We start from the raw sequence: 20,712 nt of genomic DNA on the forward strand, positions 1-20,712 counted from the left end.
GACAAAAAGCAGCCACAAACAAATAAGACAAACCGCAAGGTTCAGGTAAGGAGCGTATCAGGTCATGGGTCAACCTGCAGGAGAGGTAAAGCAGTTCCGCAATCCGGGTTTTGGCCGCCGCAAGGCCGTCCCCCACCCCAAAGGCCGTCAAACCGACGTAAAGGCCCAGGATGAGGTTCTCGAACTGCTTGGCGACAAACCGAGGGACAAGGATCTGCTGATCGAGCATCTGCACCTGATCCAGGATAAATTTGGCCATCTTTCCGCCGGCCATATGCATGCCCTGGCCCAGGAAATGAGGTTGTCCCAGACCGAGGTCTACGAAGTGGCTTCCTTTTACGCCCATTTCGATCTGGTCCTGGAAGGCGACACCCCGCCACCGCCGCTGACCATCCGTGTTTGCGACAGCATCGGTTGTGAAATGGCCGGAGCCCAGCAACTTCTTAAAGATCTGCCGGAAGCCGTTGGCCGCGACGTGCGTGTCCTGCGCGCGCCCTGCATGGGCCGCTGCCATCAGGCCCCTGTGGCTGAGGTTGGCCACAAGCATATCGGCCATGCCACCGTTGAGAACCTGACAGAAGCCGCTACATCCGGAGACACCCACCCCGTGGCCCCGGATTACCAGGATCTCGCCGCTTACCAGGCAGAAGGCGGTTATAAGCTTTTGAACGCCTGTCTGGATGGGTCCCGTTCAGTTGAAGAAATCATTGAGGCCCTTGAAGGCTCTGGCCTGCGCGGGCTCGGCGGGGCCGGTTTCCCAACCGGACGCAAATGGAAATTTGTCCGCATGGAGCCTAAGCCGCGCCTGATGGCGGTCAATGGTGACGAGGGTGAGCCCGGCACCATCAAGGATCATCACTACCTGATCCGCCGTCCGCATCAGTTCCTGGAAGGGATGCTGATCGGGGCCTGGGCTGTCGAAGCGGAAGCCGTCTATATCTATATCCGTGATGAATATCCCGACGTGATCAAGCTGTTGAAGGACGAGATCGCAAAGATCGAAGCGGCCGGCCTTTCGCCGCATACCAAGATTCATCTGCGCCGCGGCGCCGGTGCCTATATCTGTGGCGAGGAATCGGCAATGATCGAATCGATCGAGGGCAAGCGTGGCCTGCCGCGCCACCGGCCGCCCTTCGTTGCGCAAAAAGGTATCTTCGACCGACCGACCCTGGTTAATAACGTGGAAAGCCTTTATTGGGTGCCGGAAATCGTGAATAAGGGTGACGAAGCCTTTGCCGATCACGGTGCTAACGGTCGCAAGGGCCTGCGCAGCTATTCCGTTTCTGGTCGTGTCAAAGAGCCCGGTGTCAAACTGGCCCCCGCCGGTGTTACCATCCGCGAGCTGATCGACGATTATTGCGGCGGCATGCAAGACGGCCAGAGCTTGAAAGCCTATTTGCCGGGCGGCGCGTCGGGCGGCATCCTGCCCGCTTCCATGGATGATATCCCGCTGGATTTTGACACACTCCAACCCTTTGGTTGCTTCATTGGCTCAGCCGCGGTTGTTGTCCTCTCCGACCAGGATAATATTGCCGATGCCGCACTGAATCTGATGAAGTTTTTCGAGGATGAAAGCTGTGGCCAATGCACCCCCTGCCGGGTCGGTACCGAAAAAGCCGTCAAGCTGATGGAGCGGGACAGCTGGGACAAGGAACTGCTGGAGGAATTGTGCGACACCATGGCCGATGCCTCCATTTGTGGCCTGGGCCAGGCAGCGCCTAACCCGATTCGCTGTGTGCTGAAATATTTCCCGGACGAAGTGCCGTCCTGAAGACAAAGCTATCGGTAAAGAAAAAGCCCCGGAAACCTTCCGGGGCTTTTTTTATTATAGCTAAATCCAAGAGAGGGATTTTTCCAGGAACGCCCGACCATTTTCCCGCTGCCAGGCACCATGTGCCATGATCACCTGGCGCGGTCCCCAGGAAAGAACCTTTTCGCGCGCCGCCCGTGCCTGTTTCTTGTTGAACCAACTGAGTCGCCATTCCAGAGGGGCCTTGCCCCCGCTCTCGACGGTGATACCCCAGAAATGAGCAAATTTGTGCGTCCATTTGGACCAGTTATTTTTTATAAATTCGCAATCAAAATTCTCCGACAGGTCAGCCAGGATCACGGTGTCGCTCTCCACATGGTGGAAAACCAACTCATCCATAAAGACCGATCCGGTGAAGCGGACAAGATCTAGCGCGCCCTGCCAGTCGACCGGAGCAGTTTGATCCAATGGTGCCATACCGGCGAAACTCCGCTCGAATTCCGCGTCGCCATGCATTTTACGCAATTTATCTAGGGTCGATTGAGGTCCCCATAGCTGCGCCTCCGGCCAAGCCGCCTTCCAGTCTTTCAGAAACAGGTAATGGATTTTGTTCGGGCTGATCAAATGCTTCACCGATCCCAGGCTTTCCACTTCGGCCTTCAACTCCGGGGTCAAAGCAATTGGGGACCAGATCCAGAGCCCGCCATCCGGCAGCCGTATGATCACCGACCGGGTCGGATAGGGAAAGCCGTAGAAATCGACATTGCCCCCTTCAACAATCCAGATATTTTCGCCAATCCGTTCCATTTTTTGCCCCCGCAATGAATGCCCGTTTGCCTCAGCTATTGCTCCGTTTGCAGATCCTTGCAATCAAATACCTGAAGATCATGATCGTCTATATTATGCGGCCCATGCTCCGCATCCACTTCCGATTCAAAATCATAGATCGACATGCCCAGGATTTGGCGCACCGCCCCTTCACTATCGCCCAACGGCAGCATCAGCCGCTCTGAGCGCAGAATCCGACCGCCGCCCGGACTGACCGCCGTGCCATAGATAACAGCGGGTTTGTCCCGGACCGTGTCCCAGTAACCTTTTACAAATGCCGCTATATCAGGGGTATATATTTCATCAATCAGCAGATCCGCGAGCCGCTTTCTGTGCGTATCCTGGATATGTTCTCCCGCGAGGCGGCAACGGTAATTGTCATCCACCGGCAGGTAATCATATAACCAGACATATTTAAGGTCCGGCCCGATCACAACGGGATCCAGCTGTGACCGCAAGGGAACCATCCGCTCCCCTTTTATTTCCATCCAATGATCAAAGAACCTACGCAGGCTCGGATGTTTTATTCTGCTGCCAAACGTCACTATTACCCCCGTGTGAGGCAACTACTCACATAACCGCTATAGCGCAAAAGTATTTGCTCTGAAAGAGAAAACGGGCGGCCTGTTTCCAGGCCGCCCGTTTTCGAACGGATTGATGAGATTTTTCTGGGCCGGGATCAGCCGCGGCGGCCTTCAAAAACGCCACGTGCCACAGCCGGAATATCGGAACGGTAAATACCAATGTCGCGGAGCTGCGCGTTAGTCAGCTGCTCCAGCTCATGGCGGGTTTTGCGCTCTTCATTCCATACACTCAGGCGCGCTGCCAGTTTTGCAAACAGGGAGCCGAATTGGGAAACAGCACCATCCTGATCTTTTGCATAACCGTTGATCGTTACATTCTGAACCGTCGCCATCGTCTTGTTCTTTCCGTCTTTTTGCAGGTAACAGGGGTATAAATACGGCGGCTGTGACCATGTGGGAGTATGGGAGAGGGAGGGTTATGGTCACCGCCGCCGTCTGAAATAAAATTACTCACCGAGGCCGGATTTTTCACGCGGGAATATTGCATCGCAACATTGCATTTTTTGCATAGCTACCGCCCCCAATGCCACCCCTTAAAATCAAGTCATTGAAATATATATAATTTTCCATTCAGGCTGCATTCAGATTCATATATTAGTTTAATAATACTGTAAGATATATTTCATTTCGATATATTAAAACTTGATATTTATCGAAAGTGAGTCATTTTGGAATGCAGGATGGAACAGCTGCAAATTGTTGCGCTTCGGGGGAAGGCAAAAAAACCCTACAGCGATAAAGGCCGATAGTATGGACATTAAAACGTCATGCCTGGGCGTCCTCAGTATTTGCGACGCCAGTGGTTACGAAATTCGGAAAGCTTTTGAAGATGGCCCCTTCAGCCATTTTGCAGAAGGCGGATTCGGTTCCATTTACCCAGCTTTGAACAAGATGGAGGCCGATGGTCTTGTCACCTGCACCACCCAGGCGCAGGACAAGCGCCCCGCAAAGAAAGTCTATTCCATCACGACCAAAGGGCGGCTGGCCCTGATGGATGCATTGGCCAAGGACCCGGCCGATGACAAGTATAAATCCGATTTCCTGTTTTCAATGTTCTTCGCCGATTTCCAGTCGGCGCGCCGAATTGAGCGCCTGATTGATGACCGGATCTCTCAGTTTGAAAAAGAGATCAGCCACCTTGGCGACCCGGACAATGAATGCATGGGCGTTCCCAAAATGACCGAAGGTGCCGATTTTGTGCGCCGGTTCGGCCTGCATATGCATCAGGCCGCTGTGGAATTCCTAAAAGAAGAAAAATTTCGAGCTGTCAGCGCCGCCCTGAAAGGCGAGTCGCTGGTTAACCAATCATCAGAAGCAGCAGAGTAGCACCATGAAAAAGCATCCTTTCGGATTTCGTCCGTCGATCTATATCTCCGCTGGAATGGCGGCGATAATCGGTGTCTGGCTATGGTCCGGGCAATGGTCCAATGCCGATGAAACCGGCATTGAGCCGGGCCAGGAACAGACTGTCGCCGCGATTGAACAGGCCGAAATAAAAGCGAAGGATGTAACGGTACAGACCACCCGGAGCCAGGCCGAGATGCATCAGGCCAAGCTGTCGGTGAACGGCCAGACTGATTTTGATCGCGAAGTGATTGTCCGATCCGAAGCCATTGGCCAGATCACGGCTGTGAAGATGGAAGAACATCATCCGGTCCAGAAAGGCGACATCATCGCCCGGATCGCCATTGATGACCGTCAGGCGAAATTGGAAGAGGCAAAGGCCCTGCTGGAACAGCGCAGAATAGAATATTCCGCCGCTCAAAAACTGGCCAAACGCGGGTTCCAGTCAGAAGTCAAACATGCCGAAGCCGCCGCCAATCTCAGTGCGGCGAAATCCTATCTGCGCCAAGCTGAAATCAACCTGCGCAATACGGCGATCAAGGCACCTTTTGACGGTATCGTCCAGGTCAAGTCCGTGGAAATCGGCGATTATGTGGAAGCCAACACCGAGATCGCGACCATCATCGACATGGACCCAATCTATGTGAAAGGTCAGGTTTCAGAGCGTGAGATTGGCGCGGTCGAGCTCGGTGCGGTTTCCGAAGTTACCCTGATCAACGGACGGGTTGTCAACGGCATTGTCAGCCGGGTTGCCGCGGCCGCCAACACTGAAACCCGCACATTTGAAGTCGCAGTCGAAGTGCCCAATACCGACGGCCGGATCCCGGCGGGCATTACGGCCTCACTGCTGCTGCCGTCGAAACATATTATGGCGCACCGGCTGTCCCCTGCCCTGTTGACTTTGAATGACGAAGGCTTGGTCGGCGTGAAAATTGTCGATGCCACCGGCACGGTCCAGTTCCTGCCGGTCACCATCATCGAAGACACCAAACAGGGCATGTGGGTGTCCGGCCTGCCGCAGGAGGCCGATATCATTACGGTCGGGCAGGAATATGTTCAGCATGGCCAGCATGTAAAAACCTCTCAGGATGTCAGAACCAACTGACCCGGGACATGAATACCGGCGGCAATTCCACCGCCGTTGAGCCAAAGCGATAGAGACAAGACTTTAGGGAACAGTCATGAGTATCATCGACGCTTCATTAAACCGCTCCAGAACGGTGATCGCCCTTCTGGTATTCATCCTGATTTCCGGGGCGGTCGCTTACATCAGCATACCAAAAGAATCCGATCCGGATGTGAATATTCCGATCATCTATGTCTCTATCAATCATGACGGGATATCGCCGGAAGATGCCGAACGTCTGCTGGTCAGGCCGGTCGAAAAGGAAGTGCGCACCATCGAAGGGGTGAAGGAGATGCGCTCCTCCGCCTATGAGGGCGGCGCCAATGTGCTGCTGGAATTTGAAGCGGGTTTCGATGTCGACAAGGCCATGGACGATGTCCGGGAAAAAGTGGACCTCGCCAAGCCGGAACTGCCCAACGACAGTGATGAACCCACCGTCAATGAGGTGAATCTGAGCCTGTTCCCGGTTCTGGTCGTCAATCTCTCTGGCAGCGTGCCGGAACGCAGCCTGTTGAAGATCGCCCGTTCCCTGCAGGATGATATCGAGGGTCTGCCCTCTGTACTGGAAGCAAAAATCCAGGGCGACCGGGAAGAAGTGGTGGAGATCATTATTGATCCGATGCGCGTGGATTCCTACGGCCTGCAGCCGTCGAAAATTTTCTCTGCTTTGGAAAACTCCAACATTCTGATTGCCGCCGGTGCCATGGATACAGGCAAAGGCCGTTTCTCGATCAAGGTTCCCGGCCTGTTCGAGAATATCGATGACATCATGAGCATGCCGGTCAAGTCCGAAGGTGATGCGGTTGTCACCCTGGGCGACCTGGCCGAAGTCCGGAAAACCTTTAAAGACCCGGAAATATTTGCCCGCGTCAATGGCGAGCCCGCCATCACGCTGGAAGTGTCGAAACGGACCGGCGAAAACATTATCGAGACTATTGAAAAGACCCGTGAAGTTGTCGCGGCCGCAGCCGAAGACTGGCCGGAAGGTGTACAAGTCAGCTTCAGTCAGGATAAATCCGGAGATATCCGGGTCATGCTGGTGGATCTGCAGAATAACGTGACCAGTGCCATCCTGCTGGTCATGGTGATTGTCGTGGCCGCCCTTGGCCTGCGCGGCGGTCTGCTGGTCGGTGTTGCCATTCCCGGTTCCTTCCTGGCCGGTATCCTGGTTCTCTACACCGCCGGTTTCACGGTGAATATCGTGGTGCTCTTCTCACTGATCCTGGCGGTTGGCATGCTGGTTGATGGCGCGATCGTGGTCACCGAATATGCGGACCGGAAACTGGCGGAAGGCGAAAGCAAGGAAGTGGCCTATGGGCTGGCGGCCAAGCGCATGGCCTGGCCGATCATTGCCTCCACCGCGACCACATTGGCCGCCTTCATGCCGCTTATCTTCTGGCCCGGCGTGGTTGGCGAATTCATGAAATATATGCCGATCACCCTGATTGCGACCCTGACGGCCTCACTGGCCATGGCACTGGTCTTCATCCCGGTTCTTGGGGCGAATCTGACTACCGTGATGCGGATTGTGTTCTTTGGCCTGATCGGCGCGATGGCCGGCGGCACCATCATGTCGCTGTTCGGTGAGATGCTCGGCGGCTTTGCCATGCTCCTGGCCGTAATCCTCGGAATTGTCGGCGCACTCTTCGGCTGGCGCATTGGCGGCTGGATCGGGCGTATCCTCGATCAGACCAACGTGGATCCAGAAGACGCCAAGATGTTGGGCTCCAACCATGACGGCCATATCGAGGATAACGTCACCGGCCTGACCAAGGCCTATGTCAAAACGCTCAATTTCACCCTGAAGGCCCCCTTCACGATGATGATGGCCAGCCTGTCGATCATGATCATCACCTATTTCGTCTATATCTTCGGCTTTGGGAAGGGCGTGGAATTCTTCCCCGATATCGAACCGGAAGTCGCCTTCGTGAATGTTCATGCCCGCGGCAACCTGTCAGTGGAGGAAAAAGATTCTATCGTACGCCAAGTCGAGGAACAGGTCCTTGCCATCCAGCGTGAGCGCGGTGAATTCAAGACCATCTATACCACCAGCGGCATGATCGAACATCAAGATGGCGATGCGGAAGATGTGATCGGCAAGGTTTTGCTGGAATTCAACGATTGGGACACGCGACGGCCTGCCAAGGAGATTCAGGTGGAGATCCGGGAACGGACCAGTGGCCTTGCCGGGATCTGGGTTGAGTTTCGCCAGGAAGAAGGCGGCCCGCCGGTTGGCAAGCCGATCCAACTGCAACTGGCATCGATCCATCCCGAACAGCTGCCGCCGCTGGTGGACCAGATCCGCGCTAAATTGGAAAATATGAACGGTCTTGTCGATGTGGAAGACAGCCGCCCTATCCCCGGCATTGAATGGGTCCTGACCGTGGACCGTGCGCAAGCGGCCAAATTCGGAACCGATGTGGTTTCCATCGGTAATGTCATCCAGCTGGTGACAAAGGGGCTGAAAATCAGCGATTACCGCCCCAATGACGCTGATGATGAGGTGGATATCGTTGCCCGATATCCGGTTCATGACCGCACCATCAACCAACTGGACAGCGTCAGAATCAACACAGATCTTGGCCTGGCGCCGCTGAGCAGCTTCGTTAAACGCGAAGCGGAGCAGAAAACCGGCACGATCAACCGTGTGGACGGCAAACGTGTCCTGACCGTGAAATCCGAGGTTTTGCCCGATGTCAATGTGGACGCCAAGGTTCAGGAAATCCAGGCCTGGCTCAAAACCATCGAAATCCCGGACGATGTCACCATCACTTTCAAGGGTGAGGATGAAGAACAGCAAAAGGCGCAGGCATTCCTGGTTCAGGCCTTTGGTGTGGCGCTCTTCCTGATGGCAGTGATCCTGGTGACCCAGTTCAACAGCTTCTATTCCGCCTTCCTGATCCTGTTTGCGGTGATCATGTCGACCGCGGGCGTACTGATCGGCCTGATGGTGATCCAACAGCCGTTCGGGATTGTGATGTCCGGTGTCGGGGTGATCGCCTTGGCCGGGATTGTGGTGAATAACAATATCGTCCTGATCGACACATTCGACCGGCTGAAGGAAACAGGGCTGGATGTGCGCCATGCGATCCTGCAAACCGGGGCTCAGCGTATGCGTCCGGTGATGCTGACCACCATCACCACCATTCTGGGCCTGATCCCGATGGTGCTGCAGATCAACATCGACTTCGCGACCCGCGAAATCACTGTTGGCGCCCCCTCCACACAATGGTGGGTCCAGCTTTCCACGGCGATCGTGGCAGGCCTGGCTTTTGCGACCGTTCTGACCCTGATCCTGACGCCATGCGCGCTCATGGTACGGGCCAATTTTGCCGCCTGGCGGGAGCGCCGCCGGAACCGGAAGTCCGGTGGCGACCAGGCGGATAATGACAGCAACAAGCCCGATCATATCGAGGCTGTAGCATTAAGCGCGGCGGACTGACCTCCCTCACTCCCCAGACCTCCAGTCCCCGCGACTGAAAAAGGCGGCCCTTCCCCTGGGCCGCCTTTTTACGCATCTCTTCCCCCTTTAAACCGGCGTAAGAGGGTTTATCACTTCAACTTTCCGCGCCAAAGGCAACTGTCGCCGCCCAGATCCGCGTTACCGTCGTGATCCAGCAAAGACTGCCGAAGACCCAGGCCAAGATATTGAAATGTTGCGGTAACAGGCAGAGCAGAATGAAAAAGGCGATGGTCTCGCCGCCTTCGGTCAGGCCACCCAGGTAATAAAAGCTTTTCAAGCCCCGGATGTCCGTCGTGATCTTGCGTTTCTCGGCAACAATGGCATAGGCCAGGAAACTGCTGCCGGTACCGATGAAGGAAAAAATGAGAAAAGCGGCACTGAGCGCAAATTCCGGCATCATCAGCGCAAAACCGAACGGCACCGCACCATAGAACAGGAAATCCAGGACAATATCCAGATAGCCGCCGATATCCGTTGGTCCGGCCTGTCGGGCGATGGCACCATCCAATCCATCCATCAATCGATTCAGCAAAATACAGATCAACGCAATGTCTGGCCGCCCCAATGCCAGAGCCGGCAGTGCCCCCATCCCAACAAAGAAGCCCGCCACAGTAATGGTATTAGCACTGATTCCCTGTCGATGAAAAAAAAGACCCGCCCTGTTCAAGGGCGGATCTATCAACCGTCTCAAAGCCGCATCAAACAAGGATGAAGCTCCTAATCCACAGAACGCAGTTGCACGGGATTGCCGTCCCCACCATCGGCATCTCCGGAATCCCCCGGTCCTTGGCCACCCTCTTCATCATCAAGCCCCTGAATATGCTCGGCTTCAGCCTTCAGGCGCATATAGCTGCGATAGGAGAATGGGAAGGTTGCCAGATAACCGATCAGAACAACCGACATGGTCGCCCAGGTCTTGCCCACCAGCAGGGCCAGGGCCAGCGCAAACAAAGCCAATCCCGGGATCATCATATGCGGCGGGATCTTCATTTTCTTGAAGGAATAGGTTGGCAGGGAACTGACCAGCAGCAGCGCCGCGCCCAACAGCCAGACCGCAATCAATTCCGGGGCCATATATTCCTTCACTTCCGGCAGGACAAAGGTCAGCAGCATCGGCAGAAGGGCAAGCCCCGCGCCAGCCGGAGCCGGAACACCCTGGAAATAGTTGTAGGCATAAGGCGGCAGCTTATCGAGGGAGCTGTTGAAGCGGGCCAGACGCAAGCCCATGCAGATGGCAAAGAAAAGCGCCACGGCCCAACCAATGCCGCCCAGGCCGTTAAGCAGCCAATAATACATGATCATGGCCGGAGCCGCGCCGAATGACACGAAATCCGAGAGCGAATCCAACTCCGCTCCAAATTCGCTGGAGGCTTTGAGCAGACGGGCCATCCGGCCGTCCAGCGCATCTAGGACTGCCGCAATCAAAATTGCCGCCGCTGCATATTCCCAGCGCCCTTCAATGGCAAACCGTATCCCGGTTAACCCGGCACAGGTCGCGCTCACCGTAATCGCATTCGGGATCACCTTATTGATGGACAACCCTCGAAAACGGGGCTGCCTGCGGGTCCGGCGTTGCCTTCTGCGCAGCATCTAACGTACCTCTCCTTCGCGGGCGCCTTCCTTGCCGCCTTGACCGCGACCAAGATCGGCAATCACGGTTTCACCCGCTACCGTCAATTGGTTTTCACAGACCAAGGGTACCACGCCCTTGGGCAAATAGACATCAACCCGGCTACCAAAACGGATCATGCCAAAACGTTCACCTGCTTTCAGTTCATCCCCCAACTCCACATTGCAAAGGATGCGGCGGGCAACAAGGCCGGCAATCTGAACAAAAGCAATGCGTTTGTCCTTCGGACCATCCACAACCAGGGACATACGTTCGTTATGGATGCTGGCTTTATCCAGGGAAGCATTCAAGAAAGCGCCCTTGTGATACGCCATTTTGGTGATCGTACCATCAATCGGCATGCGGTTCACATGAACATTAAAAACATTCATGAAGATACTGATACGGGTCAGCGGGGTATCCCCCATCTCCAGTTCAGGCGGCGGCGCGCATTCGCGAATCATCTGGACCACGCCATCGGCAGGCGCGATCACAAGACCTGGCCGGGTTGGTGTCACCCGATCCGGATCACGGAAGAAATAGGCACACCAGGCCGTCAGGACCAAACCGACAAAGAAAAGCGGCTCCCAGATAATGCCCAGGATCACCGTGCCAATGGCAAAGATCGTGATAAAGGCATAGCCTTCTTTATTGATCGGCACCATGACCGGTTTGATGATGTCTCGAATGGATGACATATCCTAATAACTCCGAATATTTGCGGGACCCCTGACGGTCCAGAAGATTTTCTTTTACCTTTCGCGTCCGGAAAAGAACAGCCCGCCTGAGGTGCATTTTTTTCAAAAACGGCAAGAGATTACCGCTTCTTCGCCAAGCAAAATCAGTTTGCGGGCATTTCAAAGACTTGTCCGGGATAAATCAAATTTGGATCCCGGATCTGGTCCTGATTGGCAAGATAAATATCGGTATATTGAACTCCGGAACCAAGGGTCCTGCGGGCAATCCGCCACAGGCTGTTGCCGGGCTGGACAATCACAAAGGCTTCACCGACAAAATCCTTCAAGGGTTCGGCCCGACTGAAGGGAATTTCCACCCGACCGATCATGGTGTCGTCTTTGACCTGATCAATACGCAGTTGATAAACACCGGGTTCCACCTGTTCTTCCGGCTTGAGCTGCCAATTGCCCGATTCGACCACCGGTGCCCTGCCAATCACTTTATTATCCAGAAAGACCTGGACTTCGGCACCCGGCTGGCCGCGCCCTCCCAAAGTCACATTCCCGGCTTCATCATAATCAACGCTATCCAGCACCAAACCGCCGACTTTCGAAGAGACACCCTCTTCTTCCGTTGGCTTCTGCAATACCTTGCTGGCCCCCTGGCCGCTGCGCGGGACAAGAACCGCAAGCGGTTTACCGCCATCGGCCTGACCTGCCGCATCGCCCTCAGGCACTGACAGGACAACCACATTCTCCGATTCAATGGTCTTCCCATCTACGGTTTCCGCGCTCAGTGACAATTCCCGATTGCCGGAAGTGAGCGGCTCACTGGGCAACACAACCCATTCACCACGCTCATCGGCAACCGCAGAGCCAATGGGCTTGTCCCCGTCCATGACAGTGACACGCGCGCCTTCGGGCGCGCGCCCGGCAATCACCGTGTCGCCTTCTTCGGAAACCCGAACGACATCAAAGGCCGGAGATTTAGGATTTTGCTCAGTATCAACTGTCGCGCTGGGCGTTCCGGATACCGGGGGGGCCGCCTGTTCCGTCTTGGCATTGCCTGTCTCTGCAACTGCGGGCGTTTCCGGCACCGGATCGGTATTATCCGTCAGCCACACACTCAAGCCAACGGCCGCCACCGCTATGATGGCGCCTATACTGCCTATTGCCACCGACCGATTCACAACCGTCCTCGCTTTCCACAGAAGCCATTGAAGGACCTGTCACAATTATCCAACCCCGGACTTCAACTGCCATTTGACTTTATCTCGTTCAGGCTAATGTACTCCCTGCCCCCAATTCACGCAATGCGTTGTCGAGATCCCCGCCGCAAGCTGGGAAATAAAATGGCATAAAGGCATAAAAATACTCCAGCCACACCCATTTAGCAGGTAAAGTACAACTTGATTCTCATCCCTTGAGAAGACTTCACCCTCAGGTGCGAAAAACCACCTTGTCCGCCATTTGATCTTGCCTTAAGGCCATTCTCTGGTCCGGTTTCGGCCTTTTCTCCCAGCCAGGATACTACACGCATGTTTCTTCCGGATTTTGACTTCTCTTTCGCCATCGCGTTGATCTGCGTTTTTTTTGCCGGCATCATTCGTGGGTTTTCCGGCTTTGGTTCCGCCCTGGTCATGGCCCCGGTGCTGGCCCTGCTCTATGGGCCGGTCACATCAGCCGTCTCAATCCTTGTGATCGATTTCAGTGCGGTTTTGCAATTGATGCGGACAGCCGTCAGGCATGCGGATCGCAAACTGGTCGTGACCTTGGGAGTTGGCGCTGTCGCCGGTATCCCGACAGGTGCCTATTTCCTGGTCAGTCTTGATCCCGATATCGTCCGTGCCATCATCTCGATCATCATTCTCTTCTTTGTCATTATCCTGGCCACCGGCTGGCGTTATGGCGGTCCACGCCCGCTGCCAATGACCATGGCGACGGGATTTACGTCCGGCGTCATGGGCGGCCTGGCGGGTTTTGCCGGGCCACCGGTTATTCTTTACTTCCTGTCTGGCGGAGCCAGTGCCCTGACCATCCGGGCCAGCATTGCCGGATTTTTTACCTTCACCAGCCTCTGCTCCATTCTCTCCTACCATTGGCTGGGCATTTTCACCGCCGATATTGTGGTGCGCGGGCTTTGGCTTATTCCCGGCTTCATGATCGGCGTCTGGCTGGGCGGGGAATTTTTCAAGAAAGCCTCGGAGAAGACCTTCCGCCATGTCGTGTTACTTGTGCTCGCCTGCGTCGCCGCCGTTGGTCTGTTGAAATAGCCGTTAAACCGGCTTTTTCTCACAATCCCGGTGTGGACAGGTCCGGTCGAACACGGTAAGGCGATAAATTACGGGAGCCGGCAAAGGGCTGCCCCGGTCAGTGATGTAAGGAAAGTCAGTTCATGCCCAATATCAAAAGTGTTTGTGTCTATTGCGGGTCCAGCAGCAATGTACGCGAAAGCTATCGCCAATGCGCCATTGATTTCGGCCGCCAACTTGCCGAAAGCGGGCGCTCACTGGTCTATGGCGGCGGCAAGGTCGGACTGATGGGACTGGTCGCAGATTCCACCATCAACAATGGCGGCGAGGTCCTGGGCGTGATTCCCGAATTCCTGCGCGATCTTGAAGTTGGACATGGCGGCGTCACCGAACTTGTCATCACAGAAAACATGCATGAACGCAAAATGATCATGGCGGAACGTGCCGATGCGTTTGTTGCCCTGCCCGGTGGGCTTGGCACCCTGGATGAGACCTTTGAAATCCTCACCTGGAAACAGCTGAAGCTGCATGACAAACCGGTCATCATCCTCAATATCGACGGCTATTGGGACTCGCTGATTGAGCTGATCCACAAACAAGTTGCCGAGAATTTCGCCAAGGAAGCCAACCTGGAGCTGTTTCAGGTGGTCACGTCGGTGGAGGAAGCAATCGAGGCATTGGAGAAAAGTCCGGCACCAACCCATGATATTGAAAGTAAATGGACTTGAGCCGGTAATTCTTTCGCTGGCTGCGTATCCGGGGGGCATGAAAATTAGCATATCTTTAAAGGATATATTCTATAAAGAGTCTCATGGGTCATACCGCAACACATACAAAAACCTACCGAAAGTTGGTCGAGGGGACGACGATCAACACCACGACTCTGCTGTCGACGGACTATCTGAATCATTTCAATGAGCTGGTGATGCTGTTGGAAATGGTGCCCGATATGCCGGATATGATGATGGAGGTGCGTGAGTGGCTGCCTAAGACTTATCAGGAACATTTTCATGACAGCGCCTTCACCCACAAGGATCTCGCGGTCATGGCTTATGAGCATGCCCCGCCGGAATTCAGGCAACCTTTTGACAGCACAGTCAAATCCATCAATCTGAAAATTATCGAGGGGCTTAAATCCATCGAAGAAGTCCTGCCTGCCAACGACCCGGAGCAGATCCGGGCGGTGACCCTTGGCGTCTCCAGCGAGCTTCAAGTCCTAATGGATCGGGCCAGCGGGATTATCAACGGTGTTGATCATCAGGCCAATATTGCTTCCGAAGATCTTGTGCATGAGGCCGATGCGGAGGAAAATGTCATGAACCAATCCGCGATCGACGACCTGTTTGGCTGAACGGCCGGGGCTTGGCGAATAAGTTCAAATTATTTGACCGTATACAATTGCATACTGTGGACAGTATGGTTATGTTGCACGGCAACAATACCGGGAAGGATCCGGTCGGGCGCATCAAGACGCCAACATTAAGAATATGCCGGATCCTGGCCGATTCCACCTGCCTATAAAAATCAAGGAGCGGTATCGACCATGTCGAAAATTCAAGTGAAAAACCCCGTTGTCGAGCTGGACGGCGACGAAATGACCCGCATTATGTGGGATTTCATCAAAAACAAACTGATCCTGCCCTATCTGGATGTAGACCTGAAATATTACGATCTCAGCGTTCAGAAACGTGATGAGACCGATGACCAGATCACCATCGATTCCGCCAATGCGATCAAGGAACATGGTGTGGGCGTGAAATGCGCCACCATCACCCCTGATGAAGATCGTGTTGAGGAGTTTGGCCTGAAACAGATGTGGCGTTCCCCGAACGGCACCATCCGTAACATCCTGGGCGGCACCGTTTTCCGCGAGCCGATTGTCTGCTCCAACGTGCCGCGCCTTGTGCCGGGCTGGAACAAGCCGATCATCATTGCCCGCCATGCGTTCGGTGATCAATATCGCGCCACCGATTTCACCGTGCCGGGCGCTGGTCTGCTCTCCATAACCTTTAGTCCGGAAGATCCGGAAGGCGAAACCATCCGCCACCAGGTCTTCAACTTTGAAGGTCCGGGTGTGGCCATGGCCATGTATAACCTGGATGATTCCATCCGCGGTTTTGCCCGTGCCTGCATGAATTACGGCCTGATGCGCGGCATGCCCGTCTATCTCTCCACCAAAAACACCATCCTGAAAGCCTATGACGGCCGCTTCAAGGATCTGTTCCAGGAAACCTATGAAACTGAGTTTGAACAGAAGTTCAAGGATGCCGGTGTCTGGTACGAGCATCGCCTGATTGATGACATGGTTGCCTTCTCGCTTAAAGCCCATGGTGACTTCCTCTGGGCGTGCAAAAACTATGATGGTGACGTTCAGTCCGACACGGTTGCCCAGGGCTTTGGCTCCCTTGGCCTGATGACCTCCGTTCTGATGACCCCGGATGGGAAAACGGTGGAAGCCGAAGCCGCACATGGCACGGTGACCCGCCATTACCGCCAGCATCAGGAAGGCAAGGAAACCTCCACCAACCCAATCGCGTCCATCTTTGCCTGGACGCAGGGCCTGAAATACCGCGGCAAGTTCGATGGTACCCCGGATGTGGTGAAGTTCGCCGAAACCCTGGAAAAAGTCTGCGTCGATACCGTCGAAGGCGGCAAAATGACCAAAGACCTGGCGCTCTTGGTAGGTGCCAACCAGGAGTGGCTGACCACTAATCAGTTCCTCGACGAACTGGATGGCAACCTGAAGGATGCCATGAGCAAATGGTAAGCCCTCTGGACTGACCTGTTATGAGAAGCCCGGCCTTTTTGGCCGGGCTTTTTTCTTTTGTTGCGCTATCTTCGTCCAAATTCACGTTTCTGTAATTTGTCGTCTATATGGAAGTGATCGGAAAACCACCGGATAAAGAAATGCCAGAAAAACAAATTGCAGATGAAACAGCGCCTTCCCGTTCTTCCTGGACTGGATTATGGGAGATGGTCACTGTCTGGGCCCGGATCGGTTTTCTGTCCTTTGGCGGCCCTGCGGCACAGATCGCCTTGATGCATAAGATCATTGTCGAAGAACGCCGATGGCTGAGCGAGCGGCAATATCTTAATGCGCTTTCATTTTGCATGCTGTTGCCCGGACCAGAAGCCATGCAATTGGCAACCTATACCGGATGGCGGCATCGCGGCACATTGGGGGGATTAATTGCCGGCCTGCTGTTCGTATTGCCAGGCGCAGCCGTAATCCTCGGACTTGCGATGCTTTATGTGAGCTTTGGGGAAACCCCTGCTTTCACCACAATCTTCCTCGGCATCAAAGCCGCGGTTCTGGTCATCGTGCTTGAAGCCCTGTTGCGCGTCGCCCGCAAGGGACTGAAACGGCGCGACCACTGGATATTGGCTGGATTGGCCTTCATAGCGCTTTTCTTCTTCTCCCTGCCTTTTCCCCTGGTCATCCTGGCTGCCGCTGTTTACGGCTTTTCCTTCGGACGGTTGACAGACGAAGAGCCCCTCACCCCAGACAGCCGCTATCCAATAGGCAAGACCATACGCACGATTTGTCTCTGGCTGGCCATTTGGTGGGGGCCGATCGGTCTTATGGCTCTCTTTGACCCCGGTGGCATCCTGGGATCGGTCGGACTATTTTTCTCCAAACTGGCGACGGTCACTTTTGGCGGGGCCTATGCCGTGCTGGCCTATATGGCACAGGAGGCAGTACAGGATCTTGGCTGGTTGAGCGCTGCAGAAATGCTTGATGGCCTGGGCTTGGCGGAAACCACTCCTGGCCCCCTGATCCTGGTTACGGAATTTGTCGGTTTCCTGGCCGGTGCCCGCGGGCCGGACGGAATTGATCTGACATATGGTTTTCTCGCGGCGCTGGTCACTCTATGGGCAACCTTTGCGCCCTGCTTCCTCTGGGTCTTTGCCGGCGCCCCCTATATCGAATGGCTCTCCACAAGACCAAGACTGAGCGGCGCACTCTCGGCCATATCTGCGGCTGTTGTTGGCGTCATCATGAATCTGTCCGTCTGGTTTTCAATGCAGGTCTTGTTCAATGAGGTAACCAGGTCCGATACAGGCCCTCTCACACTCTGGATACCAACCTTGTCCAGCCTGGATGCCGTTGCCGCGCTGATTGCGGCCCTGGCCAGTTATCTGATTTTGGTGCGAAAATGGGGTATCATGCGCACCCTCACGATTTGCGCTTTGGGCGCGGTAGGCATGTCCGCTCTGGTTAGCTGAAGTCTGGCCATAACTGACAGATTGTGAACATCATTCCGCAGTTACTGGATAACCATGGCATTCGAAAGTCACCCGGTTTTTCTTTGAGAGCGGGCATTGATTGAGCAAGGTATTATGACCGGCAACAGAAATGCCCGTTGTCCCGGCCGGACAGGATTTGGCGGCCAGGTTTTCGATCTCCTGACGCGTCGTATTGGTCGCCGAATAACAGACAGAAACCAAAAGATTGCCGCCAGGAGAGTCGACCCCGTAACTTTCCGTGATGCTGGGTTCATTCGCACAAGATGAGAGAATCAGTCCAAGCGATAGGGGCACAGCTAATCTAATTTTCATTACCGGTTCAATTCTCACATTATCTTTGATTATTCTCTGTCGGCAGGTCGTGGCAGATCATAGCAGCGCACGCATCGCCTCATCAATGCCCTGCAATGTCAGAGGGTACATCCGCCCTTCCATAAGATTATTCATAATCCGGATGGATTCATGATAGTCCCAGACCACGGATAGTTGAGGATTGATCCAAACCGCCTTGGGATAATTATCCAACAGACGGCGCATCCAGACATCCCCCGCCTCTTCATTCCAATGTTCCACACTGCCACCGGGATACATGATTTCATAGGGGCCCATGGTCGCGTCACCAACAATGATCACTTTATAGTCATGGCCATAGGTGCGCAGCACCTCCATGGTCGGAATCTTGTTGCGCCAACGGTTGCGGCTGTCTTTCCAGACATGTTCGTACAAACAGTTATGGAAATAGAAATATTCCATATGTTTGAACTCGGACCGGGCGGCGGAAAACAACTCCTCGCAAGTCTGGATATGATCATCCATTGAACCACCGACATCAAAAAACAGCAGGACCTTGATGCTATTATGCCGTTCCGGCACCATCTGCAGATCCAGCATGCCGCCCTTTTCAGCCGTTGAACGAATGGTTCCCCCCAGATCCAGCTCCGTAGCCGCGCCGGACCGGGCGAACCGCCGCAGCTTTCGCAATGCGATCTTTAGATTCCTTGTGCCCAGTTCCACATCGTCAGACAGGTTCTTAAAAGAGCGCTTGTCCCAGACCTTAACTGCCCTGCGGTGACGCGATTCATGCTGACCGATCCGCACCCCTTCGGGGTTATAGCCATAGGCGCCGAAAGGAGATGTTCCGGCGGTGCCGATCCATTTCGATCCTCCCTGATGGCGGCCTTCCTGCTCTTTCAGGCGCTGTTGTAGGGTCTCCAGAATTTTTTCAAACCCGCCAAGCGCCTCGATTTTTTCCTTTTCCTCCTCCGACAGGAATTTCTCCGCCAGCTTTTTCAGCCAGTCTTCCGGAACATCATGGGGGTCGCCATCTTCAATATGTTCCAATCCCTTGAAGACCTCGCCAAAAACCTGATCAAAACGATCAAGATGGCGCTCATCTTTAACCAGGGCGGATCGGCCCAGATAATAAAACCCATCCACATCAAAGGCGCAGACACCTTTTTCCATTGCTTCCATGAGCGTCAGATACTCCCGAAGGGATACCGGGATTCCAGCAGCACGAAGTTGATAGAAGAGTGATTCAAACATGAATTGGATTTTATGTAATATTCGACAATTGTTTTATGAAATCACTTCCGGCACAATTACTTAACTGCACCTTCTCTTGTCATGATTCCAGAACAGTATTATTTTAGGGATCAGTATCGAGAGGGGCAATTCTAATTCACGGCTCCGGATCAACTGCATCGCTGCATCCGGCATCTAGGGAGCAATCCGTTGGCTGACACCGACGCCCTCAAGGATATGGTCCGCGTGGCCCGCGACGGCACACCCGAAGCACGCGCCAAGTTGATGGAAACCCTGAATGCGGTTTGCCTTTCCTCCTCCAAAACACTGACCGATCGGGAACGTGATCTGGTTTTCGAGATTTTGACCACCATCGTCAAGCAGGTGGAGGTCAATGTACGCCAGGCTTTGTCCAAAGAATTGGCCGAACGGGACAATGTTCCAAAAGAACTGATCCTGACCCTGGCCAGCGATGTCTTTGATGTCGCCCAGCCGGTCTTGATGAAAAGTCGGCTGCTGGAGGATTCCGATCTGATCCAGTTGGTCCTGGATCAGGCCGAACATCATCATATCGCGATTGCCCAGCGCAGGAACCTGACCGGGGATGTATCCGAAAGCCTGGTTGGCACCAGCAATCGCCGGGTGGTGACCAGCCTGCTGAAGAACAAATCCGCCGAAATCCACGAACAGACCATGCATAGCCTGGTTCGGGATGCTGAGAAGATAGAGGAATATCATGAGCCGCTGTTGGAACGGCATGAGCTGGATGCCGACATGGCGCGGAAAATGTACGGCTTCGTCGGCGAGGCTCTCCGGAATTACATCGTCGACCGGTTTGAGGAATTGGATCCTGAGTTGGATGATGCCGTCAGCCGGGCCGTCAATGACGCCCTGCAGGATGATATTTATGGTGGGGACGAACTGGATTATGATCCGGATAATGTTCATGCCACCGGGTACCGGCCCCATCCCCGAACCCTGCTGAAAGCCCTGAAACTGGGCGATGTTTTCAGGTTTGAGGAATTATTCCGTGACCTGACCGACCTCACGGAAACATCCGTGACCCGGGTTCTTTATGATTCCGGGCCGGAAACCCTTGCCATTGTCTGCAAGGCAAGCGGCATCGACACATTCACTTTCGGCGATATGATTTGTTATCTTCATGGAGGCGGTGAGGCCGAATCCTATCGGAAATCATCGCAATATCTGAAGACCATCGATTATTTTGAGCGAATCGACAGCGCAGGCGCGGAAAAGGTATTGAGGGCCTGGCGCGAGGCCCCCGCGGAATCCTGGTAACAATAAAT

At 54.4% G+C, this 20,712-nt stretch carries 19 protein-coding genes; 10 read left to right on the forward strand and 9 right to left on the reverse strand.

From position 1 onward, the window contains the following. Positions 1 to 64 precede the first annotated feature (64 nt). Positions 65 to 1,771, forward strand: a complete 1,707-nt coding sequence (locus DFP90_RS01915) for an NADH-ubiquinone oxidoreductase-F iron-sulfur binding region domain-containing protein (protein WP_115934719.1) — start codon at positions 65 to 67, stop codon at positions 1,769 to 1,771. Between the two features lie 60 nt (positions 1,772 to 1,831). Here DFP90_RS01915 and DFP90_RS01920 read toward each other — a convergent pair whose 3' ends face one another. The 3 genes from DFP90_RS01920 to DFP90_RS01930 form a co-directional block, all read right to left on the reverse strand. Further along, on the reverse strand, positions 1,832 to 2,557 hold the full coding sequence (locus DFP90_RS01920) for a DUF4336 domain-containing protein (RefSeq protein WP_115934720.1): 726 nt from the start codon (positions 2,555 to 2,557) through the stop codon (positions 1,832 to 1,834). A gap of 35 nt (positions 2,558 to 2,592) precedes the next feature. Beyond that, positions 2,593 to 3,123, reverse strand: coding sequence for a PAS domain-containing protein (locus DFP90_RS01925; protein ID WP_281269665.1), 531 nt, complete (start codon positions 3,121 to 3,123; stop codon positions 2,593 to 2,595). A gap of 134 nt (positions 3,124 to 3,257) precedes the next feature. Next, positions 3,258 to 3,494 (reverse strand): DUF1127 domain-containing protein, encoded by a 237-nt coding sequence (locus tag DFP90_RS01930; RefSeq protein WP_115934722.1) that lies wholly within the window; start codon positions 3,492 to 3,494, stop codon positions 3,258 to 3,260. A 418-nt stretch (positions 3,495 to 3,912) separates the two neighbouring features. On the opposite strand from DFP90_RS01930, the gene DFP90_RS01935 reads away from it, so the two are divergent. The 3 genes from DFP90_RS01935 to DFP90_RS01945 all read left to right on the forward strand — a co-directional run bounded on the left by DFP90_RS01935 (position 3,913) and on the right by DFP90_RS01945 (position 9,074). After that, entirely contained in the window at positions 3,913 to 4,488 is a 576-nt protein-coding gene (locus DFP90_RS01935) for a PadR family transcriptional regulator (RefSeq protein ID WP_115934723.1), read from the forward strand. A 4-nt stretch (positions 4,489 to 4,492) separates the two neighbouring features. Then, complete coding sequence (locus DFP90_RS01940) at positions 4,493 to 5,611, forward strand: efflux RND transporter periplasmic adaptor subunit (protein WP_115934724.1); 1,119 nt, start codon at positions 4,493 to 4,495, stop codon at positions 5,609 to 5,611. A 76-nt stretch (positions 5,612 to 5,687) separates the two neighbouring features. Next, complete coding sequence (locus DFP90_RS01945; RefSeq protein ID WP_115934725.1) at positions 5,688 to 9,074, forward strand: efflux RND transporter permease subunit; 3,387 nt, start codon at positions 5,688 to 5,690, stop codon at positions 9,072 to 9,074. 115 nt (positions 9,075 to 9,189) lie between these two features. On the opposite strand, the gene DFP90_RS01950 is transcribed toward DFP90_RS01945, so the two are convergent. From DFP90_RS01950 to DFP90_RS01965, 4 genes are all read right to left on the reverse strand, one after another. Beyond that, on the reverse strand, positions 9,190 to 9,801 hold the full coding sequence (locus DFP90_RS01950; RefSeq protein ID WP_115934726.1) for a CDP-alcohol phosphatidyltransferase family protein: 612 nt from the start codon (positions 9,799 to 9,801) through the stop codon (positions 9,190 to 9,192). Between the two features lie 11 nt (positions 9,802 to 9,812). Further along, positions 9,813 to 10,685, reverse strand: coding sequence for a CDP-alcohol phosphatidyltransferase family protein (locus DFP90_RS01955; protein WP_115934727.1), 873 nt, complete (start codon positions 10,683 to 10,685; stop codon positions 9,813 to 9,815). After that, a complete protein-coding gene (locus DFP90_RS01960) occupies positions 10,686 to 11,402 on the reverse strand; it encodes a phosphatidylserine decarboxylase (protein ID WP_115934728.1) in 717 nt (238 codons plus the stop codon). Positions 11,403 to 11,545: 143 nt separating this feature from the next. After that, positions 11,546 to 12,505: an Ig-like domain-containing protein gene (locus DFP90_RS01965; RefSeq protein WP_245956982.1), complete on the reverse strand. Its 960-nt coding sequence runs from the start codon at positions 12,503 to 12,505 to the stop codon at positions 11,546 to 11,548. 414 nt (positions 12,506 to 12,919) lie between these two features. Between DFP90_RS01965 and DFP90_RS01970 the strand changes: the two genes are divergently transcribed. The 5 genes from DFP90_RS01970 to chrA all read left to right on the forward strand — a co-directional run bounded on the left by DFP90_RS01970 (position 12,920) and on the right by chrA (position 17,860). Next, on the forward strand, positions 12,920 to 13,654 hold the full coding sequence (locus tag DFP90_RS01970) for a sulfite exporter TauE/SafE family protein (protein ID WP_115934730.1): 735 nt from the start codon (positions 12,920 to 12,922) through the stop codon (positions 13,652 to 13,654). A gap of 122 nt (positions 13,655 to 13,776) precedes the next feature. Then, complete coding sequence (locus DFP90_RS01975) at positions 13,777 to 14,361, forward strand: LOG family protein (protein WP_115934731.1); 585 nt, start codon at positions 13,777 to 13,779, stop codon at positions 14,359 to 14,361. 83 nt (positions 14,362 to 14,444) lie between these two features. Next, positions 14,445 to 14,984 (forward strand): hypothetical protein, encoded by a 540-nt coding sequence (locus DFP90_RS01980; protein ID WP_181905140.1) that lies wholly within the window; start codon positions 14,445 to 14,447, stop codon positions 14,982 to 14,984. Between the two features lie 192 nt (positions 14,985 to 15,176). Further along, complete coding sequence (locus DFP90_RS01985; protein ID WP_115934732.1) at positions 15,177 to 16,400, forward strand: NADP-dependent isocitrate dehydrogenase; 1,224 nt, start codon at positions 15,177 to 15,179, stop codon at positions 16,398 to 16,400. A gap of 140 nt (positions 16,401 to 16,540) precedes the next feature. Then, complete coding sequence (chrA, locus tag DFP90_RS01990) at positions 16,541 to 17,860, forward strand: chromate efflux transporter (protein ID WP_115934733.1); 1,320 nt, start codon at positions 16,541 to 16,543, stop codon at positions 17,858 to 17,860. Positions 17,861 to 17,890: 30 nt separating this feature from the next. On the opposite strand, the gene DFP90_RS22650 is transcribed toward chrA, so the two are convergent. Both DFP90_RS22650 and DFP90_RS02000 read right to left on the reverse strand, forming a co-directional pair. After that, complete coding sequence (locus DFP90_RS22650) at positions 17,891 to 18,193, reverse strand: hypothetical protein (protein WP_147300908.1); 303 nt, start codon at positions 18,191 to 18,193, stop codon at positions 17,891 to 17,893. 57 nt (positions 18,194 to 18,250) lie between these two features. After that, positions 18,251 to 19,426: a vWA domain-containing protein gene (locus DFP90_RS02000; RefSeq protein WP_115934735.1), complete on the reverse strand. Its 1,176-nt coding sequence runs from the start codon at positions 19,424 to 19,426 to the stop codon at positions 18,251 to 18,253. A gap of 189 nt (positions 19,427 to 19,615) precedes the next feature. Here DFP90_RS02000 and DFP90_RS02005 point away from each other — a divergent pair, with 189 nt between their 5' ends. Continuing rightward, a complete protein-coding gene (locus tag DFP90_RS02005) occupies positions 19,616 to 20,704 on the forward strand; it encodes a DUF2336 domain-containing protein (protein WP_115934736.1) in 1,089 nt (362 codons plus the stop codon). Positions 20,705 to 20,712 lie beyond the last annotated feature (8 nt).

Origin of the sequence: Aestuariispira insulae (assembly GCF_003385955.1) — a bacterium.
GTDB lineage: Bacteria > Pseudomonadota > Alphaproteobacteria > UBA8366 > Aestuariispiraceae > Aestuariispira > Aestuariispira insulae.